Source organism: Angustibacter aerolatus, from assembly GCF_054776675.1.
Map to the genome: position 1 here is coordinate 31,085 of NZ_BAAHBM010000003.1, position 17,360 is coordinate 48,444.

The 17,360-nt window shown below is 68.9% G+C and carries 15 protein-coding genes; 7 read left to right on the forward strand and 8 right to left on the reverse strand.

What is annotated here, in order from left to right; genetic code table 11:
* Positions 1-95 precede the first annotated feature (95 nt).
* Positions 96-1,559, reverse strand: coding sequence for a DNA (cytosine-5-)-methyltransferase (gene dcm / locus ACYVI6_RS01465; protein WP_460444666.1), 1,464 nt, complete (start codon positions 1,557-1,559; stop codon positions 96-98).
* Between the two features lie 348 nt (positions 1,560-1,907).
* Between dcm and ACYVI6_RS01470 the strand changes: the two genes are divergently transcribed.
* Positions 1,908-3,626: an ATP-binding protein gene (locus ACYVI6_RS01470; RefSeq protein ID WP_460444667.1), complete on the forward strand. Its 1,719-nt coding sequence runs from the start codon at positions 1,908-1,910 to the stop codon at positions 3,624-3,626.
* 63 nt (positions 3,627-3,689) lie between these two features.
* Here ACYVI6_RS01470 and ACYVI6_RS01475 read toward each other — a convergent pair whose 3' ends face one another.
* Positions 3,690-5,087, reverse strand: a complete 1,398-nt coding sequence (locus tag ACYVI6_RS01475) for a hypothetical protein (protein WP_460444668.1) — start codon at positions 5,085-5,087, stop codon at positions 3,690-3,692.
* 154 nt (positions 5,088-5,241) lie between these two features.
* On the opposite strand from ACYVI6_RS01475, the gene ACYVI6_RS01480 reads away from it, so the two are divergent.
* Positions 5,242-5,604, forward strand: coding sequence for a hypothetical protein (locus tag ACYVI6_RS01480; RefSeq protein WP_284289289.1), 363 nt, complete (start codon positions 5,242-5,244; stop codon positions 5,602-5,604).
* Between the two features lie 459 nt (positions 5,605-6,063).
* Here ACYVI6_RS01480 and ACYVI6_RS01485 read toward each other — a convergent pair whose 3' ends face one another.
* The 3 genes from ACYVI6_RS01485 to ACYVI6_RS01495 form a co-directional block, all read right to left on the reverse strand.
* On the reverse strand, positions 6,064-6,480 hold the full coding sequence (locus ACYVI6_RS01485; RefSeq protein WP_460444669.1) for an SCO4402 family protein: 417 nt from the start codon (positions 6,478-6,480) through the stop codon (positions 6,064-6,066).
* Positions 6,481-6,737: 257 nt separating this feature from the next.
* Positions 6,738-7,121, reverse strand: coding sequence for a hypothetical protein (locus ACYVI6_RS01490; RefSeq protein WP_460444670.1), 384 nt, complete (start codon positions 7,119-7,121; stop codon positions 6,738-6,740).
* A 252-nt stretch (positions 7,122-7,373) separates the two neighbouring features.
* The gene (locus ACYVI6_RS01495; protein WP_460444671.1) at positions 7,374-8,006 is read right to left on the reverse strand and encodes a TetR/AcrR family transcriptional regulator; all 633 of its coding nucleotides are present in this window, start codon (positions 8,004-8,006) and stop codon (positions 7,374-7,376) included.
* 54 nt (positions 8,007-8,060) lie between these two features.
* Here ACYVI6_RS01495 and ACYVI6_RS01500 point away from each other — a divergent pair, with 54 nt between their 5' ends.
* The 3 genes from ACYVI6_RS01500 (at position 8,061) to ACYVI6_RS01510 (ending at position 9,895) form a co-directional block, all read left to right on the forward strand.
* The gene (locus ACYVI6_RS01500) at positions 8,061-8,963 is read left to right on the forward strand and encodes an alpha/beta fold hydrolase (protein ID WP_460444672.1); all 903 of its coding nucleotides are present in this window, start codon (positions 8,061-8,063) and stop codon (positions 8,961-8,963) included.
* A gap of 86 nt (positions 8,964-9,049) precedes the next feature.
* On the forward strand, positions 9,050-9,538 hold the full coding sequence (locus ACYVI6_RS01505; protein WP_460444673.1) for a VOC family protein: 489 nt from the start codon (positions 9,050-9,052) through the stop codon (positions 9,536-9,538).
* Between the two features lie 93 nt (positions 9,539-9,631).
* Positions 9,632-9,895, forward strand: a complete 264-nt coding sequence (locus ACYVI6_RS01510) for an ANTAR domain-containing protein (RefSeq protein ID WP_460444674.1) — start codon at positions 9,632-9,634, stop codon at positions 9,893-9,895.
* Between the two features lie 4 nt (positions 9,896-9,899).
* On the opposite strand, the gene ACYVI6_RS01515 is transcribed toward ACYVI6_RS01510, so the two are convergent.
* On the reverse strand, positions 9,900-10,640 hold the full coding sequence (locus tag ACYVI6_RS01515) for a TetR/AcrR family transcriptional regulator (protein ID WP_460444675.1): 741 nt from the start codon (positions 10,638-10,640) through the stop codon (positions 9,900-9,902).
* Positions 10,641-10,875: 235 nt separating this feature from the next.
* On the opposite strand from ACYVI6_RS01515, the gene ACYVI6_RS01520 reads away from it, so the two are divergent.
* Both ACYVI6_RS01520 and ACYVI6_RS01525 read left to right on the forward strand, forming a co-directional pair.
* Positions 10,876-11,742: a DUF2382 domain-containing protein gene (locus ACYVI6_RS01520; protein ID WP_460444676.1), complete on the forward strand. Its 867-nt coding sequence runs from the start codon at positions 10,876-10,878 to the stop codon at positions 11,740-11,742.
* 138 nt (positions 11,743-11,880) lie between these two features.
* The gene (locus ACYVI6_RS01525) at positions 11,881-14,241 is read left to right on the forward strand and encodes an ATP-binding cassette domain-containing protein (RefSeq protein ID WP_460444677.1); all 2,361 of its coding nucleotides are present in this window, start codon (positions 11,881-11,883) and stop codon (positions 14,239-14,241) included.
* Positions 14,242-14,303: 62 nt separating this feature from the next.
* On the opposite strand, the gene ACYVI6_RS01530 is transcribed toward ACYVI6_RS01525, so the two are convergent.
* Positions 14,304-16,151, reverse strand: a complete 1,848-nt coding sequence (locus ACYVI6_RS01530; RefSeq protein WP_460444678.1) for an alpha-galactosidase D — start codon at positions 16,149-16,151, stop codon at positions 14,304-14,306.
* Positions 16,148-17,347: an ROK family protein gene (locus tag ACYVI6_RS01535; protein WP_460444679.1), complete on the reverse strand. Its 1,200-nt coding sequence runs from the start codon at positions 17,345-17,347 to the stop codon at positions 16,148-16,150. The genes ACYVI6_RS01530 and ACYVI6_RS01535 overlap by 4 nt, the downstream gene beginning before the upstream one ends.
* Positions 17,348-17,360: the final 13 nt, after the last annotated feature.

Consider the following 17,360-nt stretch of genomic DNA (forward strand, 5'->3'; position numbering starts at 1 on the left):
CGCGCTGCCGCGAGGACGGCCTGCGGGTCGGTCAGGTCAGCGAGAGCCACGTCCCGAGCTTAGCAACTGGCTGCTGAGGACCGCCTGCACCCAGTTCAGGCACTCGAGGCGCCTTGCATCATGGTGTCCGTAGTCCCGGCCCCATGACCTGCCAGCATCAGAGCCTCGCGAATCCGCGCGGCAGGAGCAGGCGGAGCACTGGCGATGGCCTCGTAGATCGCCCGGCCGCGATCGGTAGCGAGCAGCAGGTCCTTGTCTCGCTCAACGTGAGCCTTCAAGACATTCCAGACAACGCCCACATTCACCCCGTTGCCGAGCTGCTTGAAGGTCGCGGCGTCTCGCTGCCCGCCGAACTCGAACTCGTCCGGCAGCCCTTGCAGACGCGCAGCCTCTCGAGTGGAGAGGCGCCGTTCGCGGGGACCCAGGATCGGGGTCTGGGTGATCGCGACCAGTGCCGGGAGATGCGTCATCCGCTTAGCCCGCAAACCGGACGGGCGTAGCGAGATCACGCACTGCGTCAGAGAATCCGCGTCTTGTGCCTGCCACTCGAGCTTCTGGCGAGACTCAGGGAAGGTACGAGTGATCTCTAGCCAACCGTCGAGCCACTCGGCCCGCTCGGGGTTGTCGCTCCGACGCAACCGGTCGTACAGGGCCCAGTTCTTCTCCAGGAACACACGCTTCCACGCCGGGACCTGAACCCCGCCGAGGTACTCCAGCGCGTGACGCTCCCGGTTGCTCTTGACCCAGACGTTCGCCCAGATTGGGAACCCAGGCAGACGGCGTGCGCGTTCTCCCGCCGCGTCGGCGTCCTCGGCACGAACCTCCCGCATGACCTGAACCCATTCATCCCAATGGTCGATCCACATTTGCTCAGCGCCACTGAGGGCAGTGCCAGGCACCTCATGATCGGCGTCAAGGGGAAGGTCCGCTGCCAGGTCCCACTCTCGCTGCATCCGTACCTGCGGCAAGAGCGCGACCGGCGGGACCATCGGGTCGGCTACCTGACCCTCCGGCACAAGGGTGGCGGTGATGAACACGCGCTCCCGAACCTGAGGGGTGCCGCCGTAGGTGGGGTCAATCTGGTGGGGCGAGAAAACTGCCGGGACCTCGGAGACCTGATACCCCTCAGCGCGAAGCAGGTCAATGATCACGGCCCACTCATGGGTGTGGCGAGGCCCGACGAGGTTCCGAACGTTCTCCAGCACCACAAGGACCGGCTGCTCCCGCCCTGGCTGGCGGCGGACAATCTCCATGATGTTAAAGAACAGGGTGCCGCGAACCTCGTCCATACCCTTCTGCGCGCCGCTCTTGGAGAACGGCTGGCAGGGGAACCCGCCGGCAAGAACATCGTGCTCAGGCACAGTCATTACCGCATCGGTCGCGTCCCGAGTGATGTCACCCAAGGGGTTGTGGCGCCAGTTCGCGGCGTACACCCGCGCTGCCGCCGGGTCGATCTCGACTGCGTACGCGTGCTTCCCACCGAACGCGGTGAGGGCCGCGGCGAAGCCGCCGATCCCCGCGAACAGGTCAGCGTAACGAAAAGCCTGCTCTTGTGTCATCCCGCCGACCGCACGCTCAGCTCGAACATGCGTATGAGCTTGCCACGCCATTCCTCTCATGGCAACTGCGCAGGTCAAGCCGGGTGTGGCTCTGGATCCATGCCCCGCCGTCGAGCCGCAGGTCATAGTGGTCGAGTACGACAAGCCAGGAGGGCGGGCCGGCTAGTGAGACCAGTTCGCAGGATGAGCTGTGCAGACGTCCATCCGTCTGAGGTCTAGCCGCCCTGATGCTCGCCGTCGACGGACAACTGCATCGCCCATGTGATCAAGGCTCGAGAGTCCCCGGGACCCCTGCTTGCCTTTACTGTTGCTCACTCCAGCCCAGCCCTACTAGTCCCGGAGCCTTCGATGGCGTCGCACACCTCACATGTGTCTCAGGAGTCGCTTCTCCGCCAGGCGGTACTAAACACTAGTCAGTCAATTGAGCTGCTCCGTGAGGCTGTGTCGAACAGCGTGGATGCCGACGCTAAACACATCGACGTTCAGTTGAACAACGCTGGTGGCGAGATGTGGAATGTGGTCATCCAAGATGACGGCAACGGCATGGAGGACAAGCACATGCGTGCGTTCTTCAACGCTGGAGACTCGGTCAAGGACTTCGCACAAACTGCGATCGGCGAAAAAGGTCTCGGCTCCAAAACCACCTTCGTCGCAAAGGAGGTCGTGGTTGAGTCTCGGCGATATACGAACCCTGGCGTTCTCCTCGTGGGTCGAATGCAGGACCCTATGGCCTCGCTGGCCAAATTGAAGATGCCGAAATACACCGTAGAACAGGACCCGGCAGGTCATACTCCCGGTCTAACGTCAGCCGGCACGCGCATCACGTTGGCTGGCGTTCATTTTGCCAGCTTCAACGGCCGCAAGACCGCAGATGCGAAAATCATCGCCGACCGCGTAATGCACTATCTCCGCAGCATGTGTGCGACCGGGACGGTGAAGAACCGGCATGGTCAGCAGACTCATGTCATCAAGAACGTGGCGAACGTAGGAGTCATTCCTCTCGTAACCGTGGAGGTCGCAACAGGAAATGGAACTGTGACCCTCGGGCCTGAGCCGGGTGTCTACCAAGTACCTAGCATCTCGATTAATCCCACCAACGGCCCTATGTCGCCGGAGGGAGTCCAGCAGAACTCGAAAAGGTTCTGTGACGTGCTTGACTTCAATAGAAGCAGAACCATCACTATTGGGGGCAACCAAGTTACTGTCCACTACGACGGTACGGCCGTAATCGCCGGCGAAAACGTGCGGGCGGAGATGCTCAAGCACGAGCTGAAGCAGGGCTGGACTCAAAAGTCTCAGATGGGGGTGCACCTCTGTAAGGACTTCATCCCGCTACGCAACGACACACCGCTGTCGCGGGAGCTGCTGGGGGGCGAGTTCTACTACGAATACAAGGTCTTCCTGAACTGTCAGTCGTTCCAACTGAACGCCGACCGGAACGTAATCACGAATGAAGAATCCGATGAAATCGCCTGGATCTGGGATGATTTTCAGGCGAACGTCTGGCCAGACATTCAAGCGCGAACGAACCCATACAATGCCATGAAGAGGGCGGAGGAGGCTGGTATCGAGTCCATCAAGAAGACAAATGAGGCGGCCAGCCTAAAGTCTGCCTACGTCACAAGCCCCAACGTGAAGATCGCCAAGAGTGCCGCCTCGCTAGCCTTCGTCAAGCAGCCGCGCAAAGAAGCCGACGTCTCTCACCTCTTAGCGATGATGGTTCAGTCTGGGCATTGGAAGGCCGAGTTGGACCCAATTGACAAATTCGGCCAGTACATCAACGCATCGACCGACGTTTTGGTTGAAGACGCTGCGGGAACTGTGTTGCTGGTGGAGATCGAAACTCAACTTGCAAACCTCTTCAGGCATCAACACCCGATGAATTCGTACGACATGGTCGTCGTTTGGTCCTTGGGAACCATGACGTCCGGCACGAGCCAGAACGCACCTTGGGGCACGAACAGCTCCATGGTTTCTGTGGCGCTCAATCAAAACGCTACGAATGGGTGGGAACTGAAATGGGGCGTTCATTCCCGTCCGGTTCTTGTCCTCGAGAATATCCTCTGAGGGCCGCCGTTCGGCAGAGGCGGAAGCGCCAACTCAATGAGCCGACTCAGCGAACGACCCGCTTCACCAAGCGTGAGTGGCGACGATCCAATCACCGGCCCCTGAGGGCTGTCCCTCGAACTTCGGCTTACGAGGGCGCCCCTCCGCGCCCCAGTTGGGCTGAGGCTTCACCCTGATCCAACCCGCAATTATCGCCGCGTCCAGCGATGGCGTGTTCTCAACCCAGATGCAGCGTAAAACGGTCGGGGCCCACCAGGTCTTGCGGACCCGCGGTCTGCCGGTTGAGGCGGCATAACCACTAAGAGGCTCACCTGCGGACAGCCCGTATTGTGTGTGCCAAGCCTGGAAAGCTCCGGTCTGGTCCATGCCAGCGAGGCCATCAATTATTATAAAGCCAAGCCCCTGGTCCGCAACGCACGCGCGGACGGCCTCAGAGTCATTTAGCCACGCGAACTTGCTCCCGTTCCGCGGCGCCCTCCCGTCCGGGGGAACGGATACTTGCTGAGCCGTATGGGCTTTTGCGTCCCATACGCGCGTCGGTGACGCGTAGTCGAAAAACGTCGATCCATACTTGACGCGCGGCCCGCCGACAGGGGGCGTTGGCCACCTATCATTCAGGATGGCGCGGACTTTTTCCTCAAAATACCAGCCAAACCACTCGGTTTGCCGCCATTGCCTGGACCCGTTCTCGCGCATCCAGGTAACGCTTTCGCGGCCGTCCCAGCGGTCCGAGAGTTCTTGGCCAAGAGCGCGGACCAGCGCGGCGCCTTCCTCGGCTGCCGACGCCCAACCAGCCGACGTCACGTGAGCGCGACGCTCCACACCAGCCAAGATGAGGTTGAGACCCTCCTTGGTGACCGTTCCCTCCGTGGACACTGCAGCAGGACTCCACGGAACCTCAAATTCTTGAGCTAGTGTGGCAGCCCACTCGTGCTTGGTGCGCTTCTGGTCAAGTAGGTGAGGCGCGAAGCGCCGGGCGATGTCCAGGAAGGTTTGCGCGTACTCCTTTCCGCCATTCCCCAGTTTGTACTGGGGCACGCCCGAGAGGGCGGTGAGACGGTCAACCGCTTCCTGTTTGCGTTCTGCAGCACGGAACCATGGCATGGCGATAGCCGCCTGCTTGAGCGCCTCGTTAGTGGTTACCTCTCGCGAGGTAGAGAGCTGAGCGAAGTTTACCGACGCGCCATGAAGAAGAGCATTCATGCCCCGCAGCGTCACGCGGTACCCGACATACTCCCGCCCCAAACGCCAGTCGACGCCGAGGGCCGCGGCGATCTGCCCACCGACCACAGCAACGACGGCGTTGGAGTCGACTTCGACTTTAAGCGCTCGCGCTAGGGCATGCAGTGAGCGCCGGGGACCGCGAGTTCCCGGATCGCTGGAGGCGGTCAGCGCAAACATGCGTGAGGACGCTTCATCGAGCGATGTCGCTGGATTGAACTGCAGGTTGAAGTCGGGCACCGTGCAACCTTGGCACAGGAGGTCCGGTCAGACGGCGTAATGGACTTGACCGATGGTGCGCGGAGCCGGGCAACGGGTGACCTTCGGCGTCAGCCGTGCCCAGCGACGCACGCCCTACCCTCAAGGCCGGCCAGCTAGTGCCGATGGTCTAGGCGTGACCATCTCGACTCACGCCATAGAACTGAAGTCGCACTATGACGGAATCAACGATTCGTCATATGTATGGTCCGCCGCTTGGGCGATACCTGAGAACGAAAGTGATGAGCAGTGGGCCATCTACGTGTATCGAGCGACAGACACGGACCGCCTACTCGAGCCTCTGCCCGCCGGCGGTAGTTACGACGCCTGGGTCGCCGACGGTAAGGTGCACGTGCTCGCGAGCATAAGAGTGGGTGACGCGCCCGCAGACGAGGTAAGCCGTCAATTCGCCGGTACTGAGATTGTTGGCGAGGTCCAAGGCCTGTTGTTCAACGACGATCCGGAGTGGGTTGACTCCGTGATCGAACCTCCGGACTGATAGCCACGTACCTTCGCAAGGGCGGTAACAAGCCCGAGAGCAGTTGTGACCGCTGCAGGCTGATGGGCCGGTCGCAGATGCCCGTTCGCGTGACGAAACACCAATCAACAAGACAACAGTGAGTCGCCCGCCAGAGGGTCAAGAAATGATCCCCCCCGCTCCACCGCCCTCTCGGACACGCACAGAGCGGCCGGGAGAACTTTCTCTACTGGCTCAAGGCGCCGGCTTCGCCGGCGCAGCGGCCCTGACGTGGGGTCGAGGCGGGGCCCGCGCTCCGGCGCTTCGCGCCTACGCGCACCCACCCCGCCCCCACGCCCGGTCCGCCACGCAAAACGGCGGGCCTCCCCGAGAGAAGACCCGCCTGAGGCGCCACGCCCAGCGCGGACGACCGTCCCACCTGGCACCGCCCAACGTTGCCCGCCGTGCCGGCCTCGCAACAGACTGTGCCGCGAGGCGCCGTCAGCTCCCCTGCGTGCCGTCTTCACGACCGAGCGAGCCCGCCCCCGCCTGAGCGTCGGACTCCTCGAGCTCGCGCAGGGCCAGCTGCGCCGCCTGAACGACCGCGGGCCACGCAGGTTCCGCCATGTAGTCGGCGTCCGGTCGATCTCCGAGCCTGGTGAGCAGAGGATCGAGCACCACATAGAGAGCCTGCAAAGACGGAACGTCCGCCGGCCGAAGGACCGCACCAAGGGCCCGCCTGGGATCAGGAAGCACCTCGCAGTCGTCGTAGAGGACATGCACGCAGAGGTCCAAGTCGTCGTAGTAGCTGACGCCCTCTTCCCACACACCCCAGCGGCTCCGTTGGTGTGCTGGGTCAGCGAGCGATCTGAGAGCGGAGATGACCTCCAGTCGCATCTCCGGGTACTCGACCGTCACCTTCGCCATTCCCCTCGGACCGGGCCGGGCGCCCTGGAACCACGCACTCGCTCAAGACGCGACCCTAGGCACCGGTGCGTGTCAGTGTTCTTCCGCCGCCGACCGGCCCGCCGAGCATCCGCGCCTCTCCACACCGCATCAAGGGCGCCTGCGGCGTCGCTACGCGATGGCTTCGCCCCCCCTTGACCCGCCGCTCCGATGCGCTCTTGTGCTCCGCTGTCCGTTCATCGGCTCAGCTGTGCTGCACCTCCCCCGCGTCATGCTGCGATCCGCTCACCAGCCGCCACGGCACACGCGAGCAGCGTCAACGCCGAGCTTGCCAACCCGCGCGCCTCCCACAGCGAGAGGTCGCAGCCAGTCGTGTCGACCGCGAGGCGTGGGCCGGCGGTGCGGTCAACCAGCCACAGCCCGAGCTCGCCCGCCGGCTCCAGCGCCTCACCGACGCAGCGCGCGTCGCCGGCAGCGTGTGCCGTCCGGACGCACCAGGGGCGGTGGCCACTTGGCCGAGCGACGGTCGACGACTGCCAGGCCGCCAGCCAGCGGTCCAGTACCAGGTCGGCGCCGCGCTGGGTGACGCGCAGGAGGTGCGGGACGGGGCCGGCGTCGAGCCGGCGGTCCGGGTACTGCATGCTCTCGGGCACGATCGTGCTCCTTCTCGCCAAGGGGTTCGGTCGAGGCCCTGGCCGGTGTTGGTGCACCGGTCAGGGCTGCTTCGTCTGGGCTGCCAGCAGGACACGTGGCAGGACACGTGCAGCCAGGGCGGCCCCCGAGGACCGCAGGCGACCAGGGTCAATTCGTGCTCAGAACGCCCCTCCGAGACGCCTCCGTGCGGGGGCGAACCAACTCCGCGGGTTGTGGGTTCGATCCCCACGGGGCCCACCGACGAGCGGCGCTCAGGCCGGCCCGAGCACCCCGCGCAGGACGCCGCTGAGCACGCGCTCGAACAGGTCGTCGGACGGCGGGGCGGGGGCAGCCGCGGCGAAGAGTGCCGTGAGGTGAACGTGCCGCGCAGGACCCAGCTGCGCGAAGGCCTCCGGCCCGAGCGAGCTGCCGTTCGTGGCGAAGAGGGCGGCGACGCCGTTGGCGAGGGCGATGGCCTCCATCTTGCGGCTCGCGGGCACGTCGAGGTCGGTCAGGACGGCGAGGCCCCAGTCGAGGTGGTCGAGCACGTGCGGTCCGAGCACCCGCAGCGAGCGCTCGGCCTCGATCAGCCAGGGGTGCGCGGCGAACAGGGCGCGCTGCTGGCGGGCGACGTCGACGAGGTCGTGCAACCAGTCGCCGCTGGGCTCCGGGTGCTGCAGCTCGGTCGACACCTGGTCGACGGCGTGGCCGATCAGGTCGTCGCGCGAGGTGACGTAGCGGTAGAGGCCGGGGGCGCTGACACCCAGCGCCGTCGCGAGCGAGCGCATGGTCACGGCGACGAGCCCGCCGGCGTCGGCCAGCTCGACCGCGGCTGCGGCGACGGCTGTCACCGACAGGGCCGGCGCGGGCCCGCGTCGTCCTGCTGCTCGCTCGTCCCTGGCCACGACGTCACTATAACTGCTAACGTCGTTCGCAGTTGCTGACGAGAGGGGCGCCCGATGCCGGACGACGACGTGCGGTACGCGGAGAACGGCGACGTGCGGATCGCCTACGAGGCCTTCGGTGACCTGTCAGCCGGCGAGCCCCTGCTGCTGGTGATGGGCCTCGACTTCCAGATGGTCTGGTGGCCCGACGAGCTGGTCGACCGGTTGGTACGTGCGGGGTTCGCCGTCGTCCGGTTCGACAACCGCGACACCGGGCTGTCGACGCACTTCGACCCGGTGCGGCGTCCGAACCCGTGGAAGGCCCTGCTCGGCAGGGTTCCGCCGACGTACACGGCACGCGACATGCTGGACGACGCGCTCGCGGTCGTGGACGCCGTCGGCTGGAGCAGCGCGCACGTCATGGGCGGGTCGATGGGCGCGGGGCTCGCGCAGGCCCTCGCGATGGAGGAGCCGCAGCGGGTGCGCTCGCTGATCAGCGTCGCGGGCCTGCCGGTCGACTCGGGACCGTTGCGCACGCTGCGGTACATCAGACCCGGGGTGTTCCGCACGCTGGGCGGCATCCGGCCCGGCCCCTCGGACGACGAGCAGGTCGAGGCGCTGGTCGCCATCTACCGGGCCATCGCCTCCCCCGGCTACCCGTTCCCCGAGGCCTGGGCCCGGGAGGCGGCGCGCACCAGCCACCGTCGCAGCCCGCGCGACCCGTCGACCACCCAGCGCCAGCTCGCGGCCGGCCGCGCCCACGACTACCCCCGCCTCGAGGGCATCACCGCGCCGACCGTGGTGATCGCCGGCCGCGACGACCCGCTGATCCGCTGGCAGGGCGGGCGCGACACGGCCGCGCGCATCCCCGGGGCCAGGTTCGTGCTGCACCCGGGCATGGGCCACGCCGTCCCGCCCGAGCTGTTCGACGACGTCGTCGACGAGGTGCGACGCGTGTCGTCGACGGACCGGCGCTGAGGGCGTCTGCGCCGAGTTCCTGGCGGTGCGGCGTCCGGCCGGAGCACGATGACGAGCACCCGTCACCGACGTGCAGGAGGCCGATCGTGCCGACATTCGCAGGCGTCAACCACTTCTCGCTGAGCGTCACCGACCTCGATGCGAGCGAACGGTTCTACACCGAGGTGCTGGGGTTCCTGGCGGTGCTCGACAGCGGGCCGGCTCGGGTGCTCATGCACAACCCGAGCGGGTTCACGATCTCGATCGTGCGGCACCCCGAGGGGACCGGCCGGCCCTTCAGCGAGACCAACACCGGCATGGACCACATCGGCCTGACGGCGGACAGCCGGGACGCGCTGGTGGCCTGGCAGGAGCGCCTGAAGGCGGCCGGCGTGACCTTCACCCCGGTGCAGGACACGCCGCTGGGTCACCACCTGAACTTCCGCGACCCCGACGGCATCCCCCTCGAGCTGCAGGCGCCGTCGCAGGTGTACGCCGCGGCGCTGGCGCAGCTGCGCGAGCGCGAGGTGCCCGACGCGGAGATCCTGGCGATCGCCGAGCAGCTGCTCGGCCCCGAGCTGGTGGCCCGCCGGTAGCCCCTCCAGCTGCTGCGTTTACACGGTAAGGCTGTCGTCGTATCCTCCTTCGAGCGCCGGTCACGGCGTCGCGGGTGCGGACGACGGGACGGCATGGCGGAGCAGACGGTGGCGGACGGGCAGACCCCCGACCGGGAGCAGCGCATCCTCGACCTCGAGGGCAAGGTCGCGAACCTGGAGCGCGCGCTGGAGTCGCGCGGTGAGATCGGGCAGGCCATCGGCATCCTCATGGCGATGCAGCAGCTGACGAGCGAGCAGGCGTGGGAGCTCCTGTCGTCGACGTCGCAGGACCGCAACGTCAAGCTCGCCGAGCTGGCGCGCCTGGTGAACGAGCAGGGCGGCATCCCGCCGGCATGAGGCCCTAGGGCACCAGCAGCTCGAGGCGCTGCAGCAGCGCGTCGAGCGACTCCTCGAACTCCTCGGCGGTGCGGTCCTCGGCGAGCATCGGCTCGAGGCGCTGCAGGTTGGGCAACCCGGGCAGCCGCTCCTCGGGCGGGGGCGCGTCGGGCAGCGGGTCGCCGTGGTCGTCGGTGACGGCCTCCGCCGTCCGCTCGATGAGCGGCTCCTCGGCCGGCGCGGTCGATGCGCCGACCGCCGAGACGGCGAGCAGCAGGTGACCGAGCAGGAAGCTGGAGAACGTGCGGTACATGCGCACCGCCGTCGCGTCGTCGACGCCGCGGCTGATCAGCGCCTCGAGGAACGTCTCGACGGTCGACAGCGTGCGCAGCGGCGGGCGCAGCCAGGGCGCGTCGGGGCTGCGGGTCGCCACCAGGGGGAAGACCTTGGGGTGCGCGAGCGCGACGTCGCGCACCTGGTGCGCCATGCGCTGCAGGAACGCCTGCCAGCCGTCGGCCGGGCCGAGCCGCTCGTGCGGGTCGAGGTCGACGGCGGTCATGACCTCGGTGACGACGGCGTCGAGCAGGTCCTCGCGGCCGGCGACGTAGCGGTACAGCGACATGGCCTCGACGCCGAGCTGCTGGCCGAGCCGGCGCATCGACAGATCGGCCACCCCGTGCGCGTCGACGTACTCGACCGCCGTGCGCACGATCAGCGCGCGGTCGAGGGACCCCCTGCTCGACGCCGTGCTCGGTGCTGCTGCCACGTGGCTCCCCTCCGACGTCCATTGTGCACCCTCGGGTGCGCATCCCGTCCGACACCGCCGCAGCGCGGCCGGTCTGCGACAGGTCGGGCGAAACGGGCCACCGGTTCAAGTTGCGCATGCCACGGACGGGGGCAGTCTGGCCTCTATCGCCTTCTGCTGTAAGGCAAGGCACGGTCGGACCACGGCCACATGCGGCGCACCACGCCGCGACGACACCGAGACCACAGGAGCGCGCATGATCAACCACGAGCAGGCCGACCGACTCAAGGGCGCCACCGTCTACTCCTCGACGGGCGACAAGATCGGCAAGGCCGGCGACATCTACCTCGACGACCAGACCGGTGACGTGGCCTGGGCCACCGTCAACACCGGCCTCTTCGGCACCAACGAGTCCTTCGTGCCGCTGCGCGAGGCGAACCTCCAGGACGACGGCGGCGACGCGCGCATCGACGTGCCGTTCACCAAGGACAAGATCAAGGACGCCCCGAACGTGGCGGCCGACGGTCACCTGTCGCCGGAGGAGGAGCGCGAGCTCTACACCTACTACGGCATGAGCGACGCCTTCGACTCGACCGCCGGTGTCTCCGGTGACGCGAACGTCGGCGGCGAGGGCTACGCGGCCGGCAACGGCTACGCCGCCGGTCAGGGCCAGGGCCTCGACGACCGCAACGAGCACGGCACCGAGGGTCACGACACCTCCGGCCCCACGACCGACGACGCGATGACCCGCAGCGAGCAGCACCTCAACGTGGGCACCGAGCGCGTCGCCGCCGGCAAGGCCCGCCTGCGCAAGTACGTCACCACCGAGCAGCAGACCGTCACCGTGCCGGTCACCCGCGAGGAGGTGCGGCTCGAGCGCGAGCCGATCACCGACGCCAACCGCGGGAACGCGACCGCCGGCCCCGAGCTGTCGGAGGAGGAGCACGAGGTCACGCTGACCGAGGAGCGGGTCACCGTGAACAAGGAGACCGTGCCGGTCGAGCGCGTGCGCCTCGGCACCGAGGAGGTCACCGAGCAGCGCACCGTGACCGAGGATGTCAGCCAGGAGCACATCGACCTGGACTCCGACACCGAGGCCACCACGAACCGCGGCCGCGAGTGATCAGCTAGTCCCCCAGGCGCTCTCGGGCGCCGAGCTGACGGCCCCGCCACCCCTCACCGGGTGGCGGGGCCGTCGTCGTGCCCGCCCGAGCAGGAACGAAGAAGTGCCGGGCGCCGCGACTCGCCTACGGTGTGGGCCATGAGCGCACCGCACGCCGCCGACACGCACGATCTGATCCGCGTGCACGGCGCGCGCCAGCACAACCTGCGCGACGTGAGCGTCGAGCTGCCGAAGCGCCGGCTGACGGTGTTCACGGGGGTGTCGGGCTCGGGCAAGAGCTCGCTGGTGTTCGGCACCATCGCGGCCGAGTCGCAGCGCCTGATCAACGAGACCTACAGCGCGTTCCTGCAGGGCTTCATGCAGACGCTCGCTCGGCCGGACGTCGACGTCCTCGACGGGTTGACCACCGCGATCATCGTCGACCAGCAACGGATGGGTGCCGACCCCCGATCGACCGTCGGCACCGCGACCGACGCCAACGCGATGCTGCGCATCCTGTTCAGCCGGCTCGGCCAGCCGCAGATCGGCTCGCCGCAGGCCTTCTCGTTCAACGTGGCGTCGATCAGCGGGGCCGGCGCCGTCACCGTCGAGCGCGGCGGCCGCACCACCAAGGAGCGCCGCAGCTTCGAGGTGCTCGGCGGCATGTGCCCGCGCTGCGAGGGGCGCGGCGCGGTGAACGACATCGACCTGACCCAGCTGTTCGACGACTCGAAGTCGCTGGCCGAGGGCGCGATCACGGTGCCCGGCTACAGCGTGGACGGCTGGTACGGCCGCATCTTCACCGGCTCCGGGTTCCTCGACCCCGACAAGCCGATCCGCGACTACACGAAGCGCGAGCTCGACGACCTGCTGCACAAGGAGCCGACCAAGATCAAGGTCGACAACATCAACCTCACCTACGAGGGGCTCATCCCCAAGCTGCAGAAGTCGATGCTGTCGAAGGACGTCGAGTCGCTGCAGCCGCACATCCGCACGTTCGTCGAGCGGGCGGTGACGTTCACGACCTGCCCGGACTGCGACGGCACGCGGCTCAGCGAGGCAGCTCGCTCGTCCCGCGTCGACGGCCTCAACATCGCCGAGGCGTGCGCCATGCAGATCAGCGACCTGGCACGGTGGGTGCGCGGCCTCGACGAGCCGTCGGTGGCACCGCTGCTCACCTCGCTGCTGCAGACGCTCGACTCGTTCGTCGACATCGGGCTCGGCTACCTCGCGCTCGAGCGACCGGCCGGCACGCTGAGCGGCGGCGAGGCCCAGCGGGTCAAGATGATCCGGCACCTCGGCTCGTCGTTGACCGACGTCACCTACGTGTTCGACGAGCCGACGACGGGCCTGCACCCGCACGACGTGCAGCGGATGAACGAGCTGCTGCTCCGCCTGCGCGACAAGGGGAACACGGTGCTCGTCGTCGAGCACAAGCCCGAGGTGATGGCGATCGCCGACCACGTCGTCGACCTCGGCCCCGGAGCAGGCTCCGCCGGCGGCACGGTCTGCTACGAGGGCTCCGTCGACGGGCTGCGCACCAGCGGCACCGTCACCGGTCGGCACCTCGACGACCGGGCCACGCTCAAGCCGGAGGTGCGCACCCCGAGCGGGTCCCTGGAGATCCGCGGCGCCACCGCCCACAACCTGCAGGACGTCGACGTCGACGTGCCGCTCGGCGTGCTGTGCGTCGTCACCGGCGTGGCCGGGTCGGGCAAGAGCTCGCTCATCCACGGCTCCGTCTCCGGCGGCGACGGCGTGGTGTCGGTCGACCAGAGCGCGATCCGCGGCTCGCGGCGCAGCAACCCCGCCACCTACACCGGCCTGCTGGAGCCGATCCGCAAGGCCTTCGCGAAGGCGAACGGCGTGAAACCCGCGCTGTTCAGCCCGAACTCGGCCGGAGCCTGCCCCACCTGCAACGGTGCCGGCGTCGTCTACACCGACCTGGCGATGATGGCCGGGGTGGCCACCACGTGCGAGGAGTGCGGCGGCAAGCGGTTCGAGGCGTCGGTGCTCGAGCACCACCTCGGCGGCCGCGACATCAGCGAGGTGCTGGCGATGTCGGTCACCGAGGCGGAGGCGTTCTTCGCGGACGGCGAGGCGCGCACTCCCGCCGCGCACGCCGTCCTCACCCGGCTCGCCGACGTCGGCCTCGGCTACCTGGCGCTCGGCCAGCCGCTCACCACGCTGTCCGGTGGCGAGCGGCAGCGGCTGAAGCTGGCGACGCACATGGCCGGCAGGGGCAGCGTCTACGTGCTCGACGAGCCGACCGCCGGACTGCACCTCGCCGACGTCGAGCAGCTGCTCGGCCTGCTCGACCGCCTGGTCGACGGCGGCGCGTCGGTGATCGTCATCGAGCACCACCAGGCGGTGATGGCGCACGCCGACTGGGTCATCGACCTCGGCCCCGGCGCCGGGCACGACGGCGGCCGCGTCGTCTTCGAGGGCACCCCCGCCGACCTGGTCGCCGACCGCTCGACCCTCACCGGCCAGCACCTCGCGACCTACGTCGGCGCCTGACCCGCAGCGGACGACGGCCCCGCCCCGGTCGGGACGAGGCCGTCGGTGCCGATCGGCGGCGGTCAGCTGACGCGCTGCACGGTCACCTGGTCGACGTCCGGCGTGTACCCACCCACGTTGCTGAAGGTGATGCTGTTCTCGCCGGCTCGCAGCGGCAGGTGCAGGGTGGTCGACTGCGGGCGGTCCCAGCGGTCGTCGTCGCCGGCGCCCAGCCGCACCTTCTGCACCGCGCCGCCGTCCACGGCGATGCCGACGTCGCGGCCGTTCGAGGCGTCGACGTAGGAGACGGTGACGGCGTAGGTGCCGGCCCGGGCCACGTGGAACCCGTGCAGGGTGACCGAGTCACCCTCCCCCATGTCGCCGACCTTCAGGCCACCGGCGCACCCGTCGCACCCGCCGACCTTCGCGCCGCCGACTAGGGTCGAGGTGCTCGACTCGGCCTGGACGGTGACCGGCGTCGCCTCGGGCCGCACGTTGAGCAGCCGGACGCCGTGCCCTGGGACGTCGGCCGACCAGCCGCCGGCGAACCGGCCGAGCGAGCGACCCGACCACACGTCGCGGACACGTGCGGGGCCGGCGAACCCGACGTCCGACCAGCGGGCCTGCACGTGCGCCGGCTGGCGGTCGAGGTTGAAGAGCGCGACGGTCCAGCTGCCGTCGGCGTTCTGCACGCGCCACACCTGCTGCAGCGCCTTGGGCACGACGGGGCTGGCGGCTCGGCCCTGCGCGTCGATGGCGAGCACCTCCCGGTTGGTGAGCAACTGCCTGCCCAGCCGGTCGAGCTTCGTGAGGTCGTCGCCGGTGTAGAGCGGCGCGGCGCTGATCGCCCAGAGCGTGGCGTACGAGCGGCGCTCGTCGTCGGTGAGCCCGTCCATGCGGCCGTTGCCGACGTCGAGCGAGTCGAGGTTGTTCCAGCCGCCCTTGCCGGCGTAGCGCACCCAGGACGGCGCGTCGGCGAACCGGTCGTCGACGCTGTTGGTCCAGCTGACGAGCGTGTCGCAGTAGCACTCGACGTCGGTGTCGATGCGCCACCCGTCGGCGGCGTCCTGCCAGGTGTCGATCGCGCCCTTGTCGAGCGACCACGACACCTCGAGCTGCACGTCGCGGCCGGTGCGGGCGATCGCCTCGTGCCACGCCTCGACGTCGGCCCGGTTGTCGTACTGGTCACCGCTCTTGCCCGAGCCGGGTCCGACGCCGTCGAGCTTCAGCAGGTCGTAGCCCCACCCGGCGATCTCGGCGGCCTGGCTGTCGACGTACTTCTGCGCGCACGGCTTCTCGAAGTCGATCTTGTACGAGCTGTCCCAGCCGTTCGTCGTGCGCTTGTCGGAGTAGACGATGTCGTGCGTCGAGCACCCAGGGGCGCCGGCGATCGGGTAGTCGCCGTCGTCGTAGGCCGGCTTCTCGAGGCCGACGGGCAGGTAGATGCCCGCCTTCAGGCCCAGGCGGTGGACGTCGGCCGCGACCGGCGCCATGCCCCGTGGGAAGCGCTGGGCGTTCGGGGTCTGCCGGCCGTGCGCGTCGTAGCCGGGCTTCCAGGTGAAGTCGGACCACCAGCCGGCGTCGATGTTCACGTGGTCGTAGCCGTACGGCTTCAGGGTGCGGGCGAGCGCCTTCGCCTGCGCGAGCACGTTGCGCTCGGTCAACCACTGGTAGTCGTTCTCGTCGTTCAGGCCGGGGTAGTGGCTGGACTGCATGCTCCAGCTGCTCCATCCCCGGTAGGGCCCGTCGTCGGCCACCGAGTAGACCTTCGACAGGTCGACGTGCGACGCAGGCGCCGCCGGTCCGGACGACGCGCCGGCCGACAGCACGCCGGCACCGACCGCTGCGGGGGCGGCGACGAGCGCGGCGGCCACGACGGCGACCACGCGACGGCGCGACCTCCCCGCGGCTCGAGGGGTGAGGTGCCTCATTGCAGCTCCTTCGTGGGTTCGGCCGCCTCGTCGTCGGGGCGGCCGGTGACGGTGCCGGTGGTGGTGCCCACCGGCTGCAGGGCGCGGTTGACGGCGACCGCCGCCGCGCCGGAGGCCCACTGCTGGAAGGGCAGCGGGCGGAAGACCAGCTCGCACCGGCCGGCCGCGCCGAACACCTGCTGGCGGAAGCGGTCGGTGGCGGCGGCGGGCAGCAGCAGGCCGGTGTCGAGGCCCTCGCCGGTGATAACGATGCGCTGCGGCCCGAAGAGGTTGGCGACCGCCGCCATGCCCGCGCCGATCGCGTCGCCGGCGTCGACGAAGCAGCGGGCGGCCGCGGCGTGACCGGTGGCGGCGAGGTGCGCCCCGCGGACGACGTCGACCGGCTCGCCCACCGCCTCGTGCAGCGCCCGCTCCAGCGCGGCGGTCGAGGCCACTGCCTCCAGGCAGCCGCGCGAGCCGCAGGTGCACGGCGGCCCCTGACGGTCGACCACCACGTGGCCGAGCTCGCCGGCGACGCCGAACGCCCCGGGCACCGGTGACCCGTCGACGACGAGGGCGCAGCCGATGCCGGTGCCGATCGTGACGACCGCGAAGTCGCGCAGGCCCCGCCCCGCCCCCAGCAGCCGCTCCTCGTGGGCCAGCGCGCGGACGTCGTGCTCGAGCACCACCGACAGCCCGGTGGCCTCGGCGAGCAGCCGGCCGAGCGGCACGTCGCGCCAGCGGAGGAACGGCGAGTAGCGCACCGTGCCGTGCGCGCTGTCGACGTCGCCCGAGACCGCCACCCCGAGCCGGTGGACGCCGGGCCCGCCGAGCGCCCGCGCGATCCGGGTCACGGCGTCCACCACGGCCGCGACGGACGGCTCCGCCAGCGGCTCGGTGACGACGTCCAGCACCTGGGCCCGCAGGTCGGTGCGCACGCCCACGACCTCCTCGTGCGTCACCTTCACCCCGAGCACGTGCTCGCGGTCGGCCACCAGCGCGAGCGGCACCCGCGGTCGACCCCGGCCGGCCGGGGCCTGCGGCGCGAGCTCGCGCACGTGCCCGGAGGCGATCAGCGGGCTGAGGGCCTTCGTGACGGCGCCGGGGGTCAGGCCCGAGCGCTCGGTGAGCTCGGCACGCGACAGGCCGTCGTGGGCGACGAGCAGGGCGAGCAGGCGGGCGGCACCGGGGGTGACCGAGATGTCCGGAGTGGGCACGAGGCGGGACGCT

Excerpts from the sequence above, each read along its gene's own strand:
- ACYVI6_RS01525 (WP_460444677.1), top strand. The coding sequence starts at position 11,881 with ATGAGCGCACCGCACGCCGCCGACACGCACGATCTGATCCGCGTGCAC.
- ACYVI6_RS01510 (WP_460444674.1), top strand. The coding sequence starts at position 9,632 with ATGGCGGAGCAGACGGTGGCGGACGGGCAGACCCCCGACCGGGAGCAG.
- ACYVI6_RS01530 (WP_460444678.1), bottom strand. The coding sequence starts at position 16,151 with ATGAGGCACCTCACCCCTCGAGCCGCGGGGAGGTCGCGCCGTCGCGTG.
- ACYVI6_RS01470 (WP_460444667.1), top strand. The coding sequence starts at position 1,908 with ATGGCGTCGCACACCTCACATGTGTCTCAGGAGTCGCTTCTCCGCCAG.
- ACYVI6_RS01520 (WP_460444676.1), top strand. The coding sequence starts at position 10,876 with ATGATCAACCACGAGCAGGCCGACCGACTCAAGGGCGCCACCGTCTAC.
- ACYVI6_RS01500 (WP_460444672.1), top strand. The coding sequence starts at position 8,061 with ATGCCGGACGACGACGTGCGGTACGCGGAGAACGGCGACGTGCGGATC.
- dcm (WP_460444666.1), bottom strand. The coding sequence starts at position 1,559 with ATGACACAAGAGCAGGCTTTTCGTTACGCTGACCTGTTCGCGGGGATC.